This window comes from Psychrobacter sp. AOP7-B1-25, assembly GCF_052376195.1.
In the GTDB taxonomy this organism is placed as follows: Bacteria; Pseudomonadota; Gammaproteobacteria; order Pseudomonadales; family Moraxellaceae; genus Psychrobacter.
On record NZ_JBQSVK010000006.1, the window covers coordinates 57047 to 78668 of the forward strand.

Here is a 21622-nt window from a genome sequence, read left to right on the forward strand (position 1 = left end):
ATTATACTAGGCAGTTTGAACATTCCATTATTTAGACTGAGCTATCAATGAGTCAATCCGCGCCCAAACAGCTACAAACCGTCCATAACAAACTGATCTCTTTTATCTGGTCTATCGCTGATGACTACCTGCGAGACGTCTACGTCCGAGGTAAGTACCGTGACGTTATCTTACCTATGGTGGTGCTGCGTAGGCTTGATAGCTTACTTGAGCCGACCAAAGAAAAGGTACTAGAAGAAGTCGCCTTTCAAGCAGAGGCAGGCTTTGAAGAAGTGGACGAAGACGGGTTAAAGGACGCGTCAGGCTATGTGTTTTATAACACCAGCAAATGGACGCTAAAAAGCCTGAGCGAAACGGTCAGTAATAATCAATCCATTTTATTGGCAAACCTTGAAGAGTATCTGCACGGCTATAGCGACAACGTCAAAGAAATCATCCGCTGCTTTGATCTGTTTGCGCAGTTCAAGCATATGGCAAGTAAGCAAGTATTGCTCGGCGTACTTGAGCAATTTGTTTCTCCATATCGCAACTTTTCTCCCAATGAAAAAACAGATCCTGATGGTAATAAGATCCAAGGCTTAAGCAACTTGGGCATGGGCTATGTGTTTGAAGAGCTGATCCGTAAATTCAACGAAGAAAACAACGAAGAGGCAGGCGAGCACTTTACCCCGCGTGAAGTCATTGAGCTGATGACGCACCTTATTTTTGACCCTTTGCAAGGCAACTTACCACCAAGCATTACCGTATATGACCCTGCTTGCGGTAGTGGTGGTATGCTCACCGAATCGCAAAACTTCATCATCGAAAAATACCCAAGCGAAGAGTACAACCGTAGCATCTATCTATACGGTAAAGAAATCAACGATGAGACTTACGCGATCTGTAAGTCGGATATGATGATTAAGGGCAATAACCCTGAAAACATCAAGGTTGGCTCTACCCTATCGTCTAATAGCTTTGCGGGTAAATCCTTTGACTATATGCTGTCCAATCCGCCATACGGCAAAAGCTGGTCAAATGACAAAAAAGACATCATGGACGGCAAAGAAGTGGCTGATAGCCGCTTTTCCGTGGATCTGGCTGATTATTGGGGCGTGGTCAGCACCGAACCTGCCACCCCGCGCTCAAGCGATGGTCAGCTGTTATTCTTAATGGAAATGGTTGATAAGATGAAATCGACCGATAGCGGTAGCCAAGGTTCGCGCATTGCTTCAGTGCATAATGGCTCAAGCTTATTTACAGGGGATGCAGGCTCAGGTGAGAGTAACATCCGCCGTTACGTTATCGAAAACGATTACCTAGAAGCCATTATCCAAATGCCAAACAATCTGTTCTATAACACTGGCATCACTACCTATATCTGGCTGCTATCCAATAACAAACCCAAATCACGCCAAGGCAAGGTACAACTGATCGATGCCAGCCAAATGTATCGCAAGCTTCGCAAGAACTTAGGCGATAAAAACTGCGAGTTTAGCCCAGCCGATATCACCGCCATTACTCAAACCTACCTTGATATGGCAACCGTGACGCGTCAGCCCGATGACTTCAACGACAAAGGCGATCCTATCGGTATCGCCAGTCAGGTATTTGATAACCAAGATTTTGGCTATTATAAAGTAAGTATCGAGCGCCCTGACCGCCGTCACGCGCAAATGCGTGATGATCTCATTGCAAGCTTGCGCTTTGACAATCAAATCCATGAGGCAATGAGCCAAGTGTATGATGAGTTTGGTGACAAGCTCTACGACAAAGCTTTCTTTACCAGTCAAAAAGACGTGCTAAAGGAGTGGTCAGAAAAAGAAGATTTTGGACTGTCTGCCAATCAACGTAAAAAACTGATTAACTTTAGTACATGGCAAGATCAGCGTGCGATACTGGACTATGCCACCGTCATTCGTGATGCGATCAGCGATGATCTAAGTCACGAGTACAGCGCAGATACGCTCTATACTGACTTTAATGTGTTTACTGATTTGATCAAAAGCACGCTCAAAGCCAACGATATTAAGCTTAAAGCCACTGAGCATAAGCAAATACTCAACGCGGTCAGCTGGTACGATGAGAGCGGCGCAAAGGTAATCAAATCTATCAGTACCCTTAAGTCTGACAAGCTTGACGCATTAACCACGCATTTAGGCTGTAGCATCGATGACTTGCCCGACTTTGGCTATTATCCTGCCACAAGCGTAGGGATTGAGGACGCCAAGCCCAACCAGTATGTGATCTATGAGTCAAACTCAGATCTGCGCGATTCTGAATCGATACCGTTTGGTGATAGCATCCATGAGTATTATCTAAATGAGGTCAAGCCACATGTCACTGAGGCATGGATAGACCTTGATAGCGTGAAGATCGGTTATGAGATCAGCTTTAATAAATACTTTTATCAGCATAAGCCCTTGCGAGACTTGCAAACGGTGGCACAAGAGCTGCTTGATCTTGAAAAGCAGGCAGATGGCTTGATTCACACCATATTGTCACATCATTGATTTGCTTGACTGTTGCTTGACTGACAGGGTGTCAATTCATGAAACATGGTTAAGAAAGCCAGTAGTTATAAGGGTTTGCGCTTATCTAACTTGCTTGACCGTTGCTTGACTGACAAGGTGGAAAGTCACTAAATATTAGTGGCAAAGCCTATAAATATAAGGGCTTGCGCCTATCTAACTTGCTTGAGCGCTGCTTGACTGACACCTATTAATAAAGAGAAAACCATGCTTGAAAAAATTGATACATTACAATCTTTGACGGTTGAGTTGGCCAAACTACCGAGTGAGACCGAATGGGTAGAGTTTAAGGTAAACAATGAAGACCCTGATATGATAGGGGAAAACATCTCCGCCTTATCCAACACCTCAGCACTTATTGGCAAAAAACAGTCTTATATGGTTTGGGGACTTGATGACAAAGATCATGAGATTGTTGGTACACGCTTTACGCCAAGCCAAACACGAAAAAAAAATCAAGAACTAGAAAGCTGGCTATTGCAAAAGCTGACACCAAAACTTAACTTTCGGTTTTATGAATTTGAACTTGATACCAAGCCCATCGTTATTCTAGAGATCCAATCTGCCTCAACGACCCCTGTCCGCTTTGATGGTGTGGAGTACGTAAGAATAGGCTCTTACACCAAAAAGCTACGTGAATTTCCCGAAAAAGAACGAGAGCTATGGCGCGTTTTTGATAGGACGCCTTTTGAAGAGCAAATTGCCACGCATCAACAAAGTAAAGAGCAAGTGCTGAGTCTGCTCGATTATGCAAGCTACTTCCAATTGCTTGACGCGCCATTACCAGAAAACCACGACGCTATTATGGAGGCTATTGCTGATGATAGTCTTATCAAAAAAACAGATTCTGGACTGTGGGATATTACCAATCTAGGGGCTGTATTATTCGCCCATAAATTATCTGATTTTAAAGCGTTAGCGCGCAAAGCCCTACGCATTATTGTTTATCAAGGTAATAATAAATTAAAAACCATTCGTGAAATCACTTCAGATAAAGGCTATGCCATTGGTTACGAAGGGGTCATAGAAAGCCTGAAACTGATCCTACCCAGCAATGAGATCATCGGCGATGCGTTTCGCCGTGAAGTGCCCATGTATCCTGAGTTGGCATTAAGGGAGCTGGTCGCCAACGCCTTGATTCATCAAGACTTTAATATTACAGGCACAAGCCCTTTAATCGAAATTTATGAGCATCGCATCGAGATTATCAACCCAGGCTCCTCTTTGATTGCTATAGATCGATTGATGGACAAGCCACCACGCAGCCGTAACGAAGGCATCGCCTCGCTAATGCGGCGCATTGGTATCTGTGAAGAGCGTGGTTCTGGCATTGATAAAGTCGTCGCTGAGACTGAGTTTTATCAACTGCCCGCCCCTTTGTTTGAGATGTCTGAAGAGTTTACTAAGATAACCTTGTTTGCCCATCGAGAGTTTAAGGACTTGGATAAAGAAGAACGTATTCGAGCCTGCTATCTGCATGCGTCATTAAAATATATTAGCCATGAAGCGATGAATAACTCTACGCTACGAGAGCGATTTGGGATTGATGTAAAAAACAGTGCCATGATCAGTCGGGTTATCAAGCAAGCCATCGAAGCTGGCGTGATAAAAATGTATGATCCAACGGCGGGAACTCGGTCTGCCAGATATGTGCCACATTGGAGTTAACCTTGATGACAATAAAGATGACAGACGACTTAACGCAAATGGATTACCCGCGATATGAGAGCTATAAAGACAGTGGCGTGGATTGGTTAGGCGAGATTCCTGAAGAGTGGAGTACTGAAAAAGGAAAGTGGCTATTTAATAAAATGGATCGATCTATTAGAAAAGATGACGGAATCGTTACCTGCTTTCGTGATGGCGAAGTTACTTTAAGGTCTAACCGTAGAACTGATGGGTTTACAAATGCATTAAAAGAACATGGCTACCAAGGCATCCGAAAAGGTGATTTAGTTATTCACCAAATGGACGCTTTCGCAGGTGCAATTGGCGTTTCGGATTCTGAAGGAAAGTCCACACCAGTTTATTCAGTATGCGTTCCTAAAGAGCCTGATCGAATATCACCGCATTATTATATGTATTTTATGCGTAGTATGGCTTTACGTGGTTTCATACTTTCTCTTGCTAAAGGGATAAGAGAACGTTCAACGGATTTTAGATATAACGATTTTGCTAAGTTAGACCTACCTCTGCCGCCTTATGATACTCAGATAAAAATAACTGAATTTATTGAATATAAAACTACCCAAATCGACCAAGCCATCACCCTAAAACAACAGCAGATCGCTAAGCTTGAAGAATATAAGCAAATCATCATTCAAAATGCGGTGACCAAAGGGCTAAACCCTGACGTGCCGATGAAAGACAGTGGCGTTGATTGGATCGGAAATATTCCTGAGCATTGGGTTTTGAAGAGACTGAAGTACATTCTTTCAGAAAGAAATGAACGCTCTAAGAATGGTGAAGAACCTCTGTTTATGATGAGCCAGAAGCACGGTCTAGTGGTTAGATCAGAGTATCACGAAAAAGCAGAAGTGGCTTTGAGTAATATTGACAATAAAATAGTGTATAAAAATGACCTTGTTTTCAATAAACTTAAAGCACATTTAGGCGTTTTCTTTAAAAGCAACATTAACTATAGAGGTCTCGTTAGCCCTGACTACGCTGTATACAAATGCAAAGCGTACATAGATGATGTTAAATTTTTAGAAACTCTCTTCAGAAACCCTGAGTACATCAAGCAGTTTATTATCAGAGCAACTGGTATCGTTGAAGGTTTAATACGCCTTTATACTAGTGAGCTTTTTGATTTACATGTTGCTGTTCCTCCTCCCAAGGAGCAAAAAGAAATCTTATCGTATATAGAAGCCCAAAGCTCAAAAATTGATACTGCTGTAAACATAATTCAGCAGGAAATCAACCGCCTAAAAGAATATAAAACCATCCTGATCAATCAAGCAGTGACAGGTAAGATTAAGGTCAGCTAACATTTATATCACTATACCAAACAGCCAAGTGACCCACATGCCCAATGCCATCAACCAATTGTCCGAGCCGCTTGAGACGCTGCAAGAATCATCTCAAGCTGATTGGAGTCGGCACACCATTTTGGACGCCAGCATTGATGATCTCGACCCTGATGCCATCGCCTTTGCGCGGCTAAGATTTGCTGATAAAAACCCCAAGCTCAAAGAAGACATGTCAGATTGGGACGATCGTAAGTTTTTGGATAAAGCCAAGCTCACCATCAAAGGAAAAATTACCCGCGCCGCTATTTTGTTACTTGGTAAAAGTGAATCAGAGTATTTTATCAACCCTGCTTCCGCAACAGTCACTTGGATACTCAAAGACAAAGACGGCGTTGAAAAGGATTATGAACACTTTGGCTTCCCCCTACTACAGGCAGTCGATGACGTGTTTGGCAAGGTGCGTAATTTAAAGTATCGTTATATGCAAGGCAATACCTTGTTTCCTAAAGAGGTGGATCAGTATGACCCGTATCTCATCAGGGAGTCATTGAACAATGCCATTATTCACCAAGACTATACGCGCGGCGGTCGCGTTAGCTTAGTGGAGTTTGAGGACGGCAGATTAGTCATAAAAAATGAAGGACGTTTTATCCCTGTCAATGTTGAAACGGTGGTCAAACAAGACGCCCCTGAGCATCGTTATCGTAACAAGTTTTTGGTTGATGCGATGATCAACTTAAACATGATTGACACCATCGGCAGTGGCATCAGAAAGATGTTTATCATTCAGCGTAACAAGTTTTTCCCGTTACCTGAATACGACTTGACTAATAATAAAGTTGAGGTGACCATTTACGGTAAGATTATCGATCCCGCTTATACGCAAAAGCTAGCGCAATCGCCTGATCTATCGCTTGAGGAAATTATCCTGCTCGATAAGGTACAAAAGGATAAGCTTTTAGATGACTATGAATTTAAATATCTTAAACGTCGTCAGCTGATCGAAGGCAGGAAACCAAACTTCCATATCGCCAAACATATCGCTAAGCAAACTGACGAGATGGCAAATTACATCAAGAACAAAGGACTTGATAACCAGTATTATAAGGACATGATCTTACAGTGTATTGAGAGCTTTGGAGCCGTAAAACGCTCTGTGATTGATGATCTTCTTTTAGATAGATTACCAGACGTATTGTCAGAGCAGCAAAAAAAAGCCAAAGTTCGGAACCTGCTACAAAGCTTACGCAAAAACAATAAGATCATAGCAGAGGGTAAGACTTGGAAGCTAACAGATGAATAAACGGGTTTTTGTAATTTAGACATTCGGCTTAGCTTTTTAGACATTGAGATATAGTTTTAGACATTCGTAACAACGCACCATCTAGCCACATTGATAATAATAAAAAAGGATCTGCCATGGCAAATCAACCTTCTAATTTTAGTGAACGTGAGCTTGAAGATCATATTGTCAAAAGCATGGTCAGTATGGGCTATATTCAAGGTGCATCCAATGACTTCGATAAGCGCTTCGCTATTGATAAGGTTTTGTTTTGGCAGTTTCTGCAAGACACCCAGCAAGATGAGCTGGATAAAATCATCAAGTTTCATTCTCATGATTGGCAAGATAAAATATTGCATAGGCTTGACCGTGTCATCAAAAACAATGGCATATTGCATATTCTCAAAAATGGACTGCAAGTCGATGACGCCTCATTGAACCTGCTCTACCCCGCCCCGCTTGCTAGCAGTAGTCAAAAGATCAAAGACAACTACCAAAAAAATATATTTAGCGTTACCCGACAGGTGTACTACTCAGCCAATGAGCCGCGTAAATCCATTGACCTTGTGCTGTTTATCAATGGCCTAGCCATTGTTACCTTTGAGCTAAAAAGCACCCACAAGAGCCAAACAGCACGGTTTAACGCCCTCAAACAATATCAAAACGACCGTGACCCAAAAGAGCCGTTATTTAACTTCGCGCGCTGTGCGGTACACTTTGCCTTAGATAACCAAGAAGCCTTTATGACCACACGTCTAGCTGGTGCTAAGACGTTTTTTTTGCCGTTTAACAAAGGCAATAATGGTGGCAGTGGTAATCCGCTGAATCCTAATGGCTTTAAGACCGCTTACTTATGGGAAGAAGTGCTGGCGCAAGACAGCTTAATCAATTTATTAAGCCATTTTGTGCGTTTGGGCTGTGATGATCCTGATATCAAAAACCCTAAGCTCAATGACAAGACGTTGTACTTTCCACGGTATCATCAAATGAACGTGGTCAGAAAACTGATGGCTGACGTACAAGAGTACGGCGTAGGCAAGCGTTACCTTATTCAGCATTCAGCGGGTTCAGGGAAGTCTAACTCTATCACATGGCTAGCGTATCAGCTGATCGAAGCCTACCCTAGCGCAGGCGATGATAACGATACTATCAGCGCGGTAAGTATGCAAAAGCCGCTCTATGATTCGGTTATCGTGGTCACTGACCGTAGGCTACTTGACAAACAAATCCGCGATAACATTAACCAGTTCAGTGAAGTCAAAGGTATTATCGCCCATGCAGAGCGCTCGCGTGATCTGCGTGATGCGTTGGAATCGGGCAAAAAGATTATTATTACCACTATCTTTAAGTTCCCGTGGATACTTGATGAGATCAGCGAAATGGCAGACAAGAAGTTTGCCATCTTGATCGATGAAGCCCACAGTTCACAAGGCGGCACAGTCAGCGATGACATGAACAAAGCCCTTGGCGTAAAAGATGAGAGTGATACTGATAACGCTAATGATGACAAAGAGATAGAAGACAACCAAGATAAAATTAACAAAGCCATCGAAGCCAGAAAAATGCAAGGTCATGTCAGCTACTTTGGCTTTACTGCCACGCCAAAAGACAGCACACTTGAGAAGTTCGGTATCAAGCAAAACGATGGCAGCTTTGAGCCGTTTGATCTGTACTCAATGAAGCAAGCCATTCAAGAAGGTTTTATCCTCGATGTGATTAGCAATTACACTACGTTTAAGTCGTATTATCAGATTCAAAAAACCATCAAAGATGACCCTAAATTTGACACTAACAAAGCACAAAAGGCGCTAAAGGCTTACGTTGAACATACTGAGCAAACCATCAATACTAAAGCTGAAATTATACTTAATCACTTTATGGATAACATCTATGGCAAGAACCGTCTAAACGGTCACGCTAAGGCCATGGTCGTCACGCAAAATATTCCAATGGCGATTCGATATTATCAGGCACTAACCAGACATCTAAAAGAAAAAGGCAGTCCCTTTAAAATACTCATCGCTTTCTCTGGCAGCAAAAAGGTAGACGGTATTGAATATACTGAGCCTGCGATGAATGGCTTTGAAGAGTCTAAAACCAAAGACAAGTTTGATACCGATGAATACCGCCTATTGGTTGTGGCAAATAAATATCTGACAGGGTTTGATCAGCCGAAGCTTACCGCTATGTATGTCGATAAGAAGCTCAAAGGCGTGCAGGCAGTACAAACGCTCTCACGCCTTAACCGCTCAGCACCAAAGTATGGTAAAAAAACTGAGGACTTATTTGTACTCGATTTTTATAACAGCACCTCAGATATAAAAGCTGCTTTTGATAGATACTACACAGCGACCACTTTGTCTGAAGCGACTGACATCAATGTCTTGCATGAGATTAAAGACAATCTAGACAGCAAAGGCGTGTATGAAACGCATGAGGTAATAGAATACGCTGATCTGTTTTTTGGTAATGAGCCTATGGAAGTGCTAGAACCAAAAATAGATGTTTTTGCTGATCGCTTTAACGATGAGCTAAACCTAGCAGATGAAAGCAAGATTGAATTTAAGATGCAAGCCAAGCAATTCGTCAAACTCTACGGTAGAATTGCGGCAATCATCCCATTTAACATGATCGATTGGGAGCGTCTGTATTGGGTATTAAAGCCATTGATACCCAAACTAAACGTTCAAAGCACTGAAGACCAAGCACTAGATGAGCTACTCGAGTCAGTCAATCTCAACACTTACGCGATTGAGCGTACTGCATTAGGGCAAAAAATAACCCTCACCGATGATAAAGGTGAATTAAAACCATCTAACCCTAATCCAATAGGCGTTTACGATCCTGAATCAACACATGAATTATTAGATAAGATCATCGATGATTTTAATCAGCGCTGGTTTGAAAACTGGCACGCAACGCCCGAAGAGCAACGCTTTAAACTCATCAACTTGGTTAAGCGTATTCAAGAGCATCGTGACTTTGAGTATAAGTACAATAATATCGAAGATGAGCAAGCACGCAATATGGAGTTTGCCAATATGGTCAGAGAAATTGTCGTCTCAGACCGCCGCAAAGAAGTGGATTTTTATAAAAAGTTTGTGGGTGATGAGAACTTCCAAATGGCATTTATGCATAGCTTACGAATGCTGGTGGATAGAGAGGCTGGGGAAAAAAGATAAGCATAAAAAATTAATACACTTTGCTTGATTGTTACTGTTATGTTGAATTGTATTATCATCATGATGTATTATAATACAAACGACTACTAGGGCGTGTCCTCATTTTGAAAATGGTGATAAAAATGAGATAAATAGCCGTCAAACAGAGACTATCCGGAATTCTGTGTAACTGCCCTTTAGATTAAATGCTTACTGATACGGTCATCAAACATAATCATAAAACGATTCAGAGCAGACGTCCAGTTACGGATTGGCATCGACCACTTTTTAGACGCCTGCTGGGTGGCTAAGTACACCACTTTGAATGCCGCCTGATCAGACGGGAACACCTTACGCTTATTCACCGCTGTCCGAATCACGCTGTTTAGCGACTCTATCGCATTGGTGGTATAGATCACTCTTCTGATGTCTTTAGGATAACCAAAGAACACCGTTAAGCCCTCCCAGTTATTGCGCCAAGACTTGATGACATGCGGGTACTCTTTGCCCCATACTTCATCAAAGTGCTCAAGGTTGGCCTCTGCCATCTCAAGCGTATCAGCACCGTAGATGGCCTTTAAATCAGCCGCTACGGCCTTCTTATCTGTCCAAGGTACGAACTTCATCGAATAGCGCACCATATGCACGATACACAGCTGAACCTGAGCGTTAGGGTAGACCGTATTGATGGCATCAGGGAAGCCCTTTAGACCATCGACACAAGCGATTAAGATGTCTTGTACCCCACGGTTTTGAAGCTCGGTAAGAACACCTAGCCAGAACTTAGCGCCTTCATTCTCTGAGAGCCACATACCAAGCAGCTCTTTTTTACCATCAAGTCCCACGCCTAGCGCCAGATAGATAGCCTTGTTGATGATCTGCTTGTCTTGACGTATCTTCACGACGATGCAGTCCAAATAGACGATAGGATAAACACTGCTCAGTGGCCGGTTCTGCCAAGCGGTGATGTCCTCTAATATGTTGTCGGTGACTCTTGAAACCAAGCTACTTGAGATATCGACATCGTAGAGCTCTTTAATGCTCTCTACAATCTCGGTGGTGGTTTGGCCCTTGGCGTAAAGGAATATGATTTTATCATCAAGGCCACTAATACGGGTTTGATGCTTACGCACTAAGGCAGGTTCAAAAGCGCCATCACGGTCTCTTGGGGTGGATATCTCAAGATCGCCTGTGTCACTGCGGACGGTCTTTTTAGTGTGCCCGTTGCGCTTATTAGGTTTATCCGCCTTCTCATGCTTGGGATAGCCGAGATGGTCTTCCATCTCAGCTTCAAGGGCAGTATCGATAAACGACTGCATGAGCTGCTTTTGGAAGTCTTTGATGTCATCAAAGCTTTTCATGCTACCAGCCATTTGCTCGGCCAGTTTTTTAAGGTCAGATTGAGTAGTCATTGCTTATTCTCCGGTTATTGGATTATAAGCAGTTACACAGTTTTTGGGAAAGGCTCATTAATAAAGGTGGCGTTATGACCGTTCGTATTTATGTGAGAGCCAGCACTAAGGATCAAGATGCTAAGAGAGCCTTGTCTGACTTGATTAGCTTTAGCCAAAGCTATAATGATAACCATGTTGAGTATGTTGAGCATTTCAGTGGTACAAAGCTCGATAGGCCAGTATTAGCTAAGCTATTAAAGGACGCTGATCAAGGCGATATTCTGCTGGTTGAAAGCGTGGACAGATTAAGCAGGCTATCTCAAGATGATTTTGCAATTCTAAAGCAGCGCATCAAAGACAAGGGCTTGCGATTGGTGGTGGCCGATCTACCAACCACGCATACGGTAAGTAAGGGCATGACAGGTGAGATCCTAGCAGTGATTAACCATATGCTGATCGACTTGTTAGCAACGATGGCAAAGCTTGATAACGATAAGCGTAGAGAGCGTATTAAGCAGGGGTTAGCGAATAGTGGTTATAAGCCCACAGGTAAGAAAGCCAATACAGTGAAACATAATCGTATTAGAGAGTTGGCCAGTCAAAACAATATGACGAAAGAGGAGATTGCTAAGGCGGTTGGTGTTGGGGTGGCTACGGTTTATAGGGTGTTAAAGCAGGGATGATAGCTGAGGTTTTTTAATTGTTTATTTGCCTTCTTATAGACACAATGCGATCAGACATATAATGATTAATCTTATAGATTCTAATCATACATTCTGATTCGAAAAAATTGCCTCCAATATAGCCGGGGCGGTTCACAAATACTTGCACTGGTTCTAGTGGAGTATCAATATTCCTTATAACCCATCCCAGCTTTCATGTTTAAAATTAATCACTCTTGGTAACGTTCCTCGATCACTTTGTTGTTGTAAAGTTTTACTACGATGCAATAAGAAATCAAGTAAGTGGTTGCGAATTTTATAATAGTGGCTATGGTGGTGAATATCATCTCGATGACGTGGCTTAGGAATGGTATTTTCAACAATTTCTGCCAAAAAAGCTCTAGGGCCGTTACTCATCAAAAAAATGCGGTCAGCTAGTAAAATTGCTTCGTCAATATCATGGGTAATCATAAAAACTGTTTGATGGGTTTCATTAACGATATTAACCAGTTCATCTTGAATCACGCCACGCGTTAGAGCATCTAACGCTCCAAACGGCTCATCCATTAAGAGCATTTTGGGCTGAGTTGCAAATGCACGAGCGATACCAACACGTTGTTTCATACCACCAGATAATTCGCTGGGTTTTTTATGCTTGACTCCTGCCAAGCTAACCATACCAAGATAATGGTTTATCTGTTCATCCAAGTATTTGGCAGAGATATTAGGGGTTTTGGCTTTGATAGCAAAGGCGATATTGTCGCTGACGGAGAGCCAAGGAAGTAAGGCATGACTTTGGAACACAACACCACGCTCTAAACCTGGAGCAGTAACCGCTTTGTCCCCCATGATTATTTCGCCACTACTAGCTTTTTCTAGCCCCGCTAGAGCATTTAAAATCGTGGATTTACCACAGCCAGAGTGCCCAATTAGGCAAATAAATTCGTTTTTATAGATATCAAAATTGACGTTTTCAAACACGTTTTCGCCTGTGCCATAGTGTTTGGTTAAATTTCTTAATTCAATCAAATTTTGAGCATCATTATTCGACATAACTCACCTTTTTTTGTAATAACCCAAACAATGAATCCAAAATCATACCTATTACCCCAATAAGCAATACCGCAAAAATCACATTAGCAATTGAAAGGTTATTCCATTGATTCCACACAAAATAGCCAATCCCTGTACCGCCAACGAGCATTTCTGCTGCCACAATGACAAGCCATGCTATCCCCATTGAAATCCGCATTCCTATCACGATAGTCGGTGCAGCCGCAGGAATAACAATTTTGGTCGCTGTTTGCATTGGTGATAACTCAAGCGTACGAGCGACATTGCGCCATTCACGGCGGACATTTGCGACACCAAAAGCAGTATTGGTCAGCATTGGCCAAATTGAACAAATAAAAATCACAAAGATACTTGATGCATCAGAATCCTTGATGGTGTAAAGCGCAATCGGCATCCAAGCAAGTGGTGAAATCGGCTTTAGCAGTTGAATAAACGGCATTAATGCGTAGTTTAATACAGGTGATATACCAATCATATAACCAAGTGGAATAGCAACAATCATTGCTAAGAAAAATCCAAGCAATACACGCCCTATCGAGTAACTAATCTGAATGCCAATGCCTTTGTCATTCAAGCCCCTGTCATAAAATGGGTCAGAAATATGTCCCCAAGAAGTTTTAGCAAAATCAGCTAGACTTGGAAATTCACTCTTCTGTCTTTTGACTACCGCCCCTGCTTCTGTGCCTTCGGGGATATCTCCCATCAGCACACTATATTCTAGTTTGAGTGGGTCAGTCGGTGCATGAAATTGTATTGGTAAAGTGGCCATATGCCAAATACCAAGCGTAGAGAGCAGAATTAATAAGGATAAAAGGTAACCTTTGGTTTTGGTAGAAATGTTTTTCATGTAGCGATTTACCCTTTATGACCGATAGCGAAAGAATTGAGGTACTCATTCGGATTACTAGGGTCAAATGCTTTACCCATCACGCTAAAAGAAGGATAGCCGCTTGCCAAGCCGGATCCATCTTTGCTTAATTTATCTTTAACTGGGTAACCCATCAATTGCATTTGTTTTTTGGCATCAGTGAGCATAAATACTTTTTCGGCAATATCTTGATAGTTAACACTCTCTTTGAGATAACCCCAGCGTTTCATCTGTGTCATCATCCATACAGCCACGCTGTACCAAGGTAATACATCAAAACTCATACGGTCTGGAAAATCTTGAATATTTTCAACACCATCAGCAAATCGACCCATCAGTGACTGACGAAGCACTAATTCTGGTTGATTAAGATAATTTGGTTTTGACAACAAGGTAGAAAGTCCATGCCGAATGGTACGGTCATTTGCCATAATATTCGCTTTTATAATAGCTCGATTCATTGCCAAAAAAGTTTGTGGATTTTCATTGATAAAGCTTTGCGATGTGCCAAACGAACAACACGGATGACCGTTCCAAATATCTTGACTTAACGTATGAATGTAGCCTGCCTTATCCCAAACTGCTCGCTGATTAAATGGCTCAGGTCCAAAAAATCCGTCGATATTGCCTGCCTTAAGATTGGCAATCATATCAGGCGGTGTGGTAAGTCGCAGTTTTACATCTTTATCTGGGTCAAGTCCATGTTCTGCCAAAAAGTAACGCAATAAATAATTGTGCATTGAATGCTCAAACGGAATGGCAAAGGTCATCCCTTTCCAATTTTTTGGGTCACGATTATCCTTGTGCTTGAGCGACATAACAAGGGCTTGACCATTGGTATTTTGAATTGCTGCTACTTTCATATCTTGCTGTGCAGAGCCGAGCCCTAAACTAATAGCAATCGGCATCGGTGCAAGAAAATGGGTCGCATCAAGCTCACGATTTACCATTTGGTCACGCACCAAAGCCCAACCTGCTCGCTTGAGTAAATTTGCCTTGAGGCCTTGCTCTTGGTAAAAACCCATTGGATCAGCCATAATCAAGGGTGTCGCGCACAAAATCGGTAAAAACCCAATATTAACTTGTTTTTTCTCTGGATTAAGTTTATCCAATGCCGCTGCTTCTTGTAGGCTTGCAATTGGCAAAACACTAGCAATCGCCGCCATTGCAGTCCCTGTGCCAACAGATTTTAAAAACGCTCGGCGAGTCGGCTCATGTGGAAACAAGGCTTTTATTGCTACCGCCTCGATAAAATCATGGCTCAGTTGCTCAGTAGTGCTTTGTTCGCCATAGCTTTTTTGCAAATATGTAACTTGCCGTGTTTGCTCATTGCTAAAACTAGCAGTGCATTCCAATTGACTAGTGTGTTTACCACAAGTACAACTACCAAAATGCAATTGTTGATCGCTGTTATAAGGGCGGAAAATATTATTCTGATGGTTGCTCATAAATTTTTACTTTAAAGTTTTTAAAAGATTAGACCGCTGACGATCAGCAAAGCTCAACAAAAATACTTATCATATTTTGATATATCAATATTGTCATTTAACCTATGATTTTTATAATGAAAAATCCATATCCGCCACGATTTCCACTCGTCCATCGCCCGCTTCTATCGCCTGTTGCATAATCAGAGTCTTACCATCATCAACAATCGTTTCCCAATGCGAATTCCTGCATGGACTACCTGTCACTGTCACCGCAACTGATTTGGTTTTTAGCCGAACCACAGGAGTTTGGTGACTATAGCCTTCACTGTCCAGATCCAGTACTTGGTGAGCGATGGTATCTGCTTGCTGGCGTATCGGTGCAACAAAACGACATGCTTGACCATCGATTGCCATACAGTCTCCAATCGCGTAGACATCGGCTTGTGATGTTTGCAAAGTCTGATTATCGACAATAATCCCTTGCTGTGGCGCAAACCTAATTCCTGCACGGTTAGGCAAGCGGCCATCTACAATTAATCCTGTGCTGGCAACCACTTCATCAACTGTAATCGTTTTATCGTTATCGGCAAAGTGAATTTCATATTGACCATTTTCATTTTTATCAATAGAACTAACTGTGTTATTTCCTAAAAAATTGATATTGGTACGCACGAGAGCATCTTTTACCATTTGGCTAGCTTTGGTCGGCAAAATTTCAGCAAGTGGCAATGCGTTACGGTCAATTAAGATGACTTGATGTCCTGCTTTGACAATATCTTCGGCAAACTCACTACCTATCATCCCTGCACCGATAATTGCTACCAACTGATTGGGTTTTACTGCCAATTTTTGTTGCAGTTTAGCAAACATATCGACATGGTTAATTCGCCAAACAAATTTTGGTAGTAAGCTTTTCGGTAAAACAGGTTTTGCCCCTATCGCAAATACCAGTGAGTCATAATTAAAATCACCCCTAGTGGTACGCACTTGCTTGTTAAGGGTGTCAATGTGCATGACAAACGTATTGGCGACCAAACCAATATTTAAACGCTCACTTTCGGCAGTCGCAAGTTGAGTAATCAGATTCTCAGCATTTTTACTTTGGCTAATAGCAATTGATAATTGCGGTTTATGGTATCTATTACCACTGTCTGCGGTAATTAAGGTAATGGGGTAGTCTGCGTCCAAAACACGCACTGATTCAATCACAGCCCAACCTGCTAGACCTGCACCTATTACCACCAATCCCCCTGTGTTACTGATAGGATTAATTTGGGGCTTGACGATGTTAATGGAGCGCGGGATAAATAATTCAAAATCTCGTTTGGTTACACCACACAATGGACATTGCCAATCTTCCGGAATATCTTCATAGCGAGTGCCTGCGGGAAGACCGCCATCTGGGTCACCCAGCTTTTCATCATAAATCCAACCACAGGCACGGCATAAGAACTGCTTCCACTCACCACGTCCGTCAGTTGGATTGTTATCTTTATCTATGTTCATATCTTTCTCTGTTATTAAGTTTTGAGCATATTCAAAACGCCACCACTCATTTTTTAATTAAAAAAAGATAAAATCAATTAGGCGTAATCTCAGTCATTAGTTGATGGGACAAAAAGCGTAAATGCTTAATCGCAGGGGTCACAATCGCCACAAAATGAGCTTCACGGATACGCCGTTGCGGATTAGACGTCATCAAGTAACCTCTTGCACCTTGATGTAAAAGACTTGCTTGCGTAGCATCTAGCGATAATTTGGCACTTTGGATACGTAAATCTAGAACATCTAGCAGATAGTCTTTGCTAGGGTTAAATGGTGTTTTGGCAAGCTCTCGAGTGTGATCCACAGTATTGTCTAATGCCAATTGCAAGCCGCTTGCTTGGTCTTCCAAAAACTGATTGACATGACCGAGTTGCCCTTCAACCGCACGAATATCATCAATTGCCCCTTGGATAATGCCAATACCTATACCCAACTGCATGAGTACAAACGCGCCTCGAATACGCTCGATAAAAGGTTTCGCAGGGTCGGCGATAATATCGTCGGTCGGTACAAAATAATCATTTAGCTCAATTTTCCAAGTGCTAGAACCTTCCATTCCACTAAATGTGGGACATTGGCTTAACCTCCACTCCCTTTTTCTCTCATCATCAAACGCTAGCAAAAAGAAAATATCGAATGGCAAGTCATTGCTGATGTTACTAATAGATTCTACCGTTGCTACCGCACCACAATACTGATGCGGTGCAATATGGCTAATCCAAGGCAAGGTGCCAGACACACGATAACCGCCTTCTACTTTCTTGGCACGTAAAATCATAGGTTCAATATTTGCCCAAGTTTTCATTGGATTGGATAATGCTGTACCGCCGAATGTATTGCCCAATGTGTGATTTGGTAATATACGGTTTTTGAGAGATGTATTCTCAGATTGGTCAAGATAAAAACCCATAACCTGATGACACCACGATAAAAAGCCCGTTGTACCACAAACTTTAGAAATCTGCGCTGTGCTCTCAATAGCTGTCATAAAGCCATTGTTTTGACTGCTCAAATGCGATGCAAACGCTCCAAGTTTAGCCAACTCTCCCATTTCTTTAATAGGATAATAACCTTTGTCAATGGCAATGGGGTCAAGGATTAGCTTTGCTGCATCACCAATGTTTTGCAGCAACCGCGGCCTATCTTTCCACTGTGCTATCAATGGCAATGAAGTATTTGACATAAGAGGTTTATCGTAAAAGGTGGCAAAATTGGTTGAGATTTGATGGCTCATGAGATGAAACAACCTAAATATTGATGGAGGAATAACTAAAAATGCAAAAACCGCTCATCACTTGGTTGAGATGAACGGTTTTATGCAATCAAATATGCAAAATCTCAACGACTTGCTTATTACGTTAGCTTTATTTTTTTGGAGCGAAAGGTTGTAATTCTGGGTTAATATCATTTTTAGCTACATTATTCGCATAGTTACAAAGAGTTGCTAAGGCAATGCCCATCACGATATCAAGAATATTGGTGTCGTTATAACCTGCATCTTTAATGGCTTGTAATTCGCTATCTGAGACTTGACCACGTTTGTCAATTAATTGCATAACAAATTGAGCAATCGCTTGGTATTTAGTATTATCTTCGATATTGGTACGTTCACGTAAGGCGTTTACTACATTTTCTGGCATTTTTAGTTTCGTAGCCACCTTAGTATGACCTGCTATACAGAAGTCGCAACCATTGTGAGCTGCAGCGGTAATCTGTACAACCTCAATTTCTTCAGAAGTTAAGCTATTACGACTATTCATCTTCCCGACTTCTTGGTACATCTCTAACGCTTGGGGTGAATTTGATAATACGCCAATTAAGTTAGGGATAAAGCCGTTTGCTTTTTCGACCGCAGCAATACGCTCTTTGGCTTTTTCTGGAGCAGTTTCAATAGTGTTTACAGTTAGACGCGCCATTGACTTTTCCTTTTTTAGGCAGTTTTAAATTCATGAATATTATTGTAGGTTTTTATCAGCGAAAGACCTAATTCGTAAATAGAATATATAAATCCCAATGTTGAATAAATACTTTTAATAATCTATCGATCTATACCCCACTTTCAACTTTGAAAGTGATTGAAAAAAGAAGAGCAGAGCACTAATCTAGTGTTTTCGACCAAGAATACAACGGAGTCATGAGATGCGCATAGATGAATTTATCATCAATATCTATTTAGATATAGAATGATATTACAAAATAGGGTGGTGACCCCTGCCGTCAAATCCGTATACATAAACTTGGGAGATTTTAGTTACGCAGCTTGACGATAATAATCAAACCACATCTGTCTTGGCGATTTATAGCTCAAGCCCTTTTGAATCCTAGTCTGGTTGTAATATAGCTCGATGTATCTAATGATATCGGTAATGGCGGCAAATCTAGTTTTATAATCCTTATGATATACCAACTCATTCTTCAATATGCCCCAGAAGCTTTCTATTGGAGCATTGTCGAAGCAATTACCTTTAGCGCTCATTGAACCTGTAAACTGATGCTGCTTAACGATCTTGTGGTAGGCATGGCTGCAATACTGGCTGCCTCTGTCAGAGTGAACGATTAGCCCTTTGTTTGGACGTTTATTCCTGATGGCCATGTTCAATGCGCGACAGACCAAATCTGCGGTCATGCGTTTGTTGATCGCATAGCCGACCAGCTCTTTGGTATATAAGTCTTTGACTCCCGCTAAATACAACCAGCCCTCATGTGTCCAGATATAAGTAATATCGCTTACCCATGCTTGGTTAGGGCGACTGGTGTCAAACTTCTGATCGAGCACGTTTGGATAGACCAGTTTGTGATGATTAGAGTCAGTGGTGACTTTAAAGCGCTTATGACGACGGCATTTGATGCCGTGTTCCTCTTTGATGCTTCTGACCATGTATAGACTAATATCATACCCTTGCTCGGTGAGCGTTGCATGCAGACGCTCAACACCATAGCGCTCATGAGTCTCACTATGAGCGGCTTTAACTAGTAGCTCGCACTGATTACGGTGTACCTGCTGACAGCTGATATCACGACTCAGCCAGTCGTAGTAGCTCGATGGTTTAACGCTAAGTACGCGGCACATCCTACTGATGCTAAAGATTTGCTGGTTGTCTTTGATAAAGGCGTACTTTACTAACTGTTTTTCGCGAAGTACGCCGTCGCCTTTTTTAAGATCTCGCGCTCCTCTTCGGCAACTTTAAGCTGTCGCTTTAGGCGTTTTACCTCTTCAAGCGCACTCATAAGTTCAGGGTCATACTGCTTTGTTCCTACAAGCTTGCCTTGATTGGCTTTGTTATGCCAATTTGAGAGCGTTTGCATCTCTATTTCGAGCTGCTGAACAGTTGCACTCAAGTTACGATTGTTGTCTGTTATCTTTTTGACAGCTTCTACTACAAATTGACTGCCATGTTATGCCCTTTTAATGCCATAAATCTGATATCGTTCTCTTAGGCTTATATGTGTGTAGCTCACGGTTGCAATCTTGCTTTGGCAGTGGATAATGATTTTGAGGTTAGGGCATCTATGCCTATTTTTTATCTGCTCAGCCAAATATTTACAATCATCCATTATGGCTACGTTTGATGCCAGCATAATTTTTGATGCACCATCCAATATTTTTTTAATGACAATCAAAGGAGATTTATATGAAAGCGGCACGTTTTTATGACAAAGGCGATATTCGTATTGAAGATATTCCAGAGCCTACTGTAGAGTCGGGTACCGTTGGAATCGATGTCGCTTGGTGTGGCATCTGTGGTACCGACTTGCATGAGTTTATGGAAGGTCCTATTTTTATTCCCCCTTGCGGTCATCCTCACCCAATCTCAGGAGAGTCTGCCCCAATCACTATGGGTCATGAATTCTCAGGCGTCGTTTATGCTATTGGTGAGGGTGTTGATGATATTGAGATCGGTCAGCATGTCGTGGTTGAACCATATATTATCGCTGATGATGTTTCTACCGCGCCTGGTGAGAATTATCACTTATCAAAAGATATGAACTTCATTGGTCTTGGTGGTCGCGGTGGTGGTTTGTCTGAAAAAATTGCGGTCAAGCGCCGCTGGGTACATCCTATCTCTAATAAAATACCATTAGATCAAGCAGCCTTGATTGAACCGTTAGCCGTTGGCTATCATGCTTTTGTGCGCAGTGGCGCCAAAGCAGGTGATGTTGCTTTGGTCGGTGGCGGTGGTCCGATTGGATTGTTATTGGCGGCAGTTTTAAAAGCCAAAGGCATTACCGTCATTCTCACTGAATTGAGTACCAAGCGCAAAGAGAAGGCTAAAGAAAGTGGGATTGCCGATTACATTTTAGATCCGACTGAAGTAGATTTGACTGAAGAAGTCATGATGCTTACGGATAACCGCGGTGTGGACGTGGCTTTTGAATGCACCAGCGTCAATAAGGTATTGGACTCGCTGGTTGAACTTACTAAACCTACTGGTGTGGTTGTGATTGTCTCTATCTGGAGCCACCCAGCTTCCGTAAATGTACATAGCGTAGTCATGAAGGAGCTCGATGTACGTGGGACTATTGGTTATGTAAACAATCATCAAGAAACCATCAAATTGGTCGAAGATGGCTTAGTGAACCTTGAGCCCTTTATTACTCAACGTATCAAATTGGATGACTTGATTGCTAAAGGCTTTGAGACTTTAATTCACAACAATGAATCAGCAGTGAAAATTATTGTGAACCCGAACCTGTAAATAGTAAGGCAAGGGATATCCGGCTAG

The 21622-nt window shown here is 42.0% G+C and carries 15 protein-coding genes; 7 read left to right on the forward strand and 8 right to left on the reverse strand.

The window, feature by feature from the left end; all coding sequences use genetic code 11:
* Nucleotides 1-47: 47 nt before the first annotated feature.
* The 5 genes from ACT3QR_RS07190 (at nucleotide 48) to ACT3QR_RS07210 (ending at nucleotide 9946) form a co-directional block, all read left to right on the forward strand.
* Nucleotides 48-2492, forward strand: coding sequence for a type I restriction-modification system subunit M (locus ACT3QR_RS07190; protein WP_443552605.1), 2445 nt, complete (start codon nucleotides 48-50; stop codon nucleotides 2490-2492).
* 225 nt (nucleotides 2493-2717) lie between these two features.
* Nucleotides 2718-4178 carry an ATP-binding protein gene (locus ACT3QR_RS07195; RefSeq protein ID WP_443552607.1) on the forward strand — a complete coding sequence of 487 codons (1461 nt, stop codon included), beginning with the start codon at nucleotides 2718-2720 and terminating at the stop codon, nucleotides 4176-4178.
* Between the two features lie 17 nt (nucleotides 4179-4195).
* The gene (locus ACT3QR_RS07200) at nucleotides 4196-5500 is read left to right on the forward strand and encodes a hypothetical protein (RefSeq protein ID WP_444520687.1); all 1305 of its coding nucleotides are present in this window, start codon (nucleotides 4196-4198) and stop codon (nucleotides 5498-5500) included.
* Nucleotides 5501-5537: 37 nt separating this feature from the next.
* Nucleotides 5538-6785 carry an ATP-binding protein gene (locus tag ACT3QR_RS07205; RefSeq protein ID WP_443552611.1) on the forward strand — a complete coding sequence of 416 codons (1248 nt, stop codon included), beginning with the start codon at nucleotides 5538-5540 and terminating at the stop codon, nucleotides 6783-6785.
* Nucleotides 6786-6901: 116 nt separating this feature from the next.
* Nucleotides 6902-9946, forward strand: coding sequence for a type I restriction endonuclease subunit R (locus ACT3QR_RS07210; protein ID WP_443552613.1), 3045 nt, complete (start codon nucleotides 6902-6904; stop codon nucleotides 9944-9946).
* A 176-nt stretch (nucleotides 9947-10122) separates the two neighbouring features.
* On the opposite strand, the gene ACT3QR_RS07215 is transcribed toward ACT3QR_RS07210, so the two are convergent.
* Nucleotides 10123-11337 carry an IS256 family transposase gene (locus ACT3QR_RS07215; protein ID WP_443552615.1) on the reverse strand — a complete coding sequence of 405 codons (1215 nt, stop codon included), beginning with the start codon at nucleotides 11335-11337 and terminating at the stop codon, nucleotides 10123-10125.
* 74 nt (nucleotides 11338-11411) lie between these two features.
* Between ACT3QR_RS07215 and ACT3QR_RS07220 the strand changes: the two genes are divergently transcribed.
* Nucleotides 11412-12002, forward strand: coding sequence for a recombinase family protein (locus ACT3QR_RS07220; RefSeq protein ID WP_144296423.1), 591 nt, complete (start codon nucleotides 11412-11414; stop codon nucleotides 12000-12002).
* 174 nt (nucleotides 12003-12176) lie between these two features.
* On the opposite strand, the gene ACT3QR_RS07225 is transcribed toward ACT3QR_RS07220, so the two are convergent.
* From ACT3QR_RS07225 to ACT3QR_RS07255, 7 genes are all read right to left on the reverse strand, one after another.
* Nucleotides 12177-13034: an ABC transporter ATP-binding protein gene (locus ACT3QR_RS07225; RefSeq protein ID WP_192519725.1), complete on the reverse strand. Its 858-nt coding sequence runs from the start codon at nucleotides 13032-13034 to the stop codon at nucleotides 12177-12179.
* Nucleotides 13024-13902, reverse strand: a complete 879-nt coding sequence (gene ntrB, locus ACT3QR_RS07230) for a nitrate ABC transporter permease (protein ID WP_192519724.1) — start codon at nucleotides 13900-13902, stop codon at nucleotides 13024-13026. Before ntrB ends, ACT3QR_RS07225 begins: the two co-directional genes overlap by 11 nt.
* An 8-nt stretch (nucleotides 13903-13910) precedes the next feature.
* Nucleotides 13911-15371: a CmpA/NrtA family ABC transporter substrate-binding protein gene (locus ACT3QR_RS07235; protein WP_192519723.1), complete on the reverse strand. Its 1461-nt coding sequence runs from the start codon at nucleotides 15369-15371 to the stop codon at nucleotides 13911-13913.
* Nucleotides 15372-15482: 111 nt separating this feature from the next.
* Nucleotides 15483-16859 (reverse strand): FAD-dependent oxidoreductase, encoded by a 1377-nt coding sequence (locus tag ACT3QR_RS07240; RefSeq protein WP_192519722.1) that lies wholly within the window; start codon nucleotides 16857-16859, stop codon nucleotides 15483-15485.
* Nucleotides 16860-16932: 73 nt separating this feature from the next.
* Nucleotides 16933-18132 carry an acyl-CoA dehydrogenase gene (locus ACT3QR_RS07245; protein WP_443512918.1) on the reverse strand — a complete coding sequence of 400 codons (1200 nt, stop codon included), beginning with the start codon at nucleotides 18130-18132 and terminating at the stop codon, nucleotides 16933-16935.
* 130 nt (nucleotides 18133-18262) lie between these two features.
* Nucleotides 18263-18814: a carboxymuconolactone decarboxylase family protein gene (locus ACT3QR_RS07250; RefSeq protein WP_192519720.1), complete on the reverse strand. Its 552-nt coding sequence runs from the start codon at nucleotides 18812-18814 to the stop codon at nucleotides 18263-18265.
* A 335-nt stretch (nucleotides 18815-19149) separates the two neighbouring features.
* Nucleotides 19150-20258, reverse strand: a protein-coding gene (locus tag ACT3QR_RS07255) for an IS3 family transposase (protein ID WP_443552629.1) whose coding sequence is annotated in 2 segments (ribosomal slippage) — nucleotides 19150-20060 and nucleotides 20060-20258 — 1110 coding nt in all. Because the reading frame shifts where the segments join, the coding sequence is not laid out codon by codon here.
* A gap of 272 nt (nucleotides 20259-20530) precedes the next feature.
* Between ACT3QR_RS07255 and ACT3QR_RS07260 the strand changes: the two genes are divergently transcribed.
* Entirely contained in the window at nucleotides 20531-21595 is a 1065-nt protein-coding gene (locus ACT3QR_RS07260; RefSeq protein WP_058023639.1) for a 2,3-butanediol dehydrogenase, read from the forward strand.
* Nucleotides 21596-21622 lie beyond the last annotated feature (27 nt).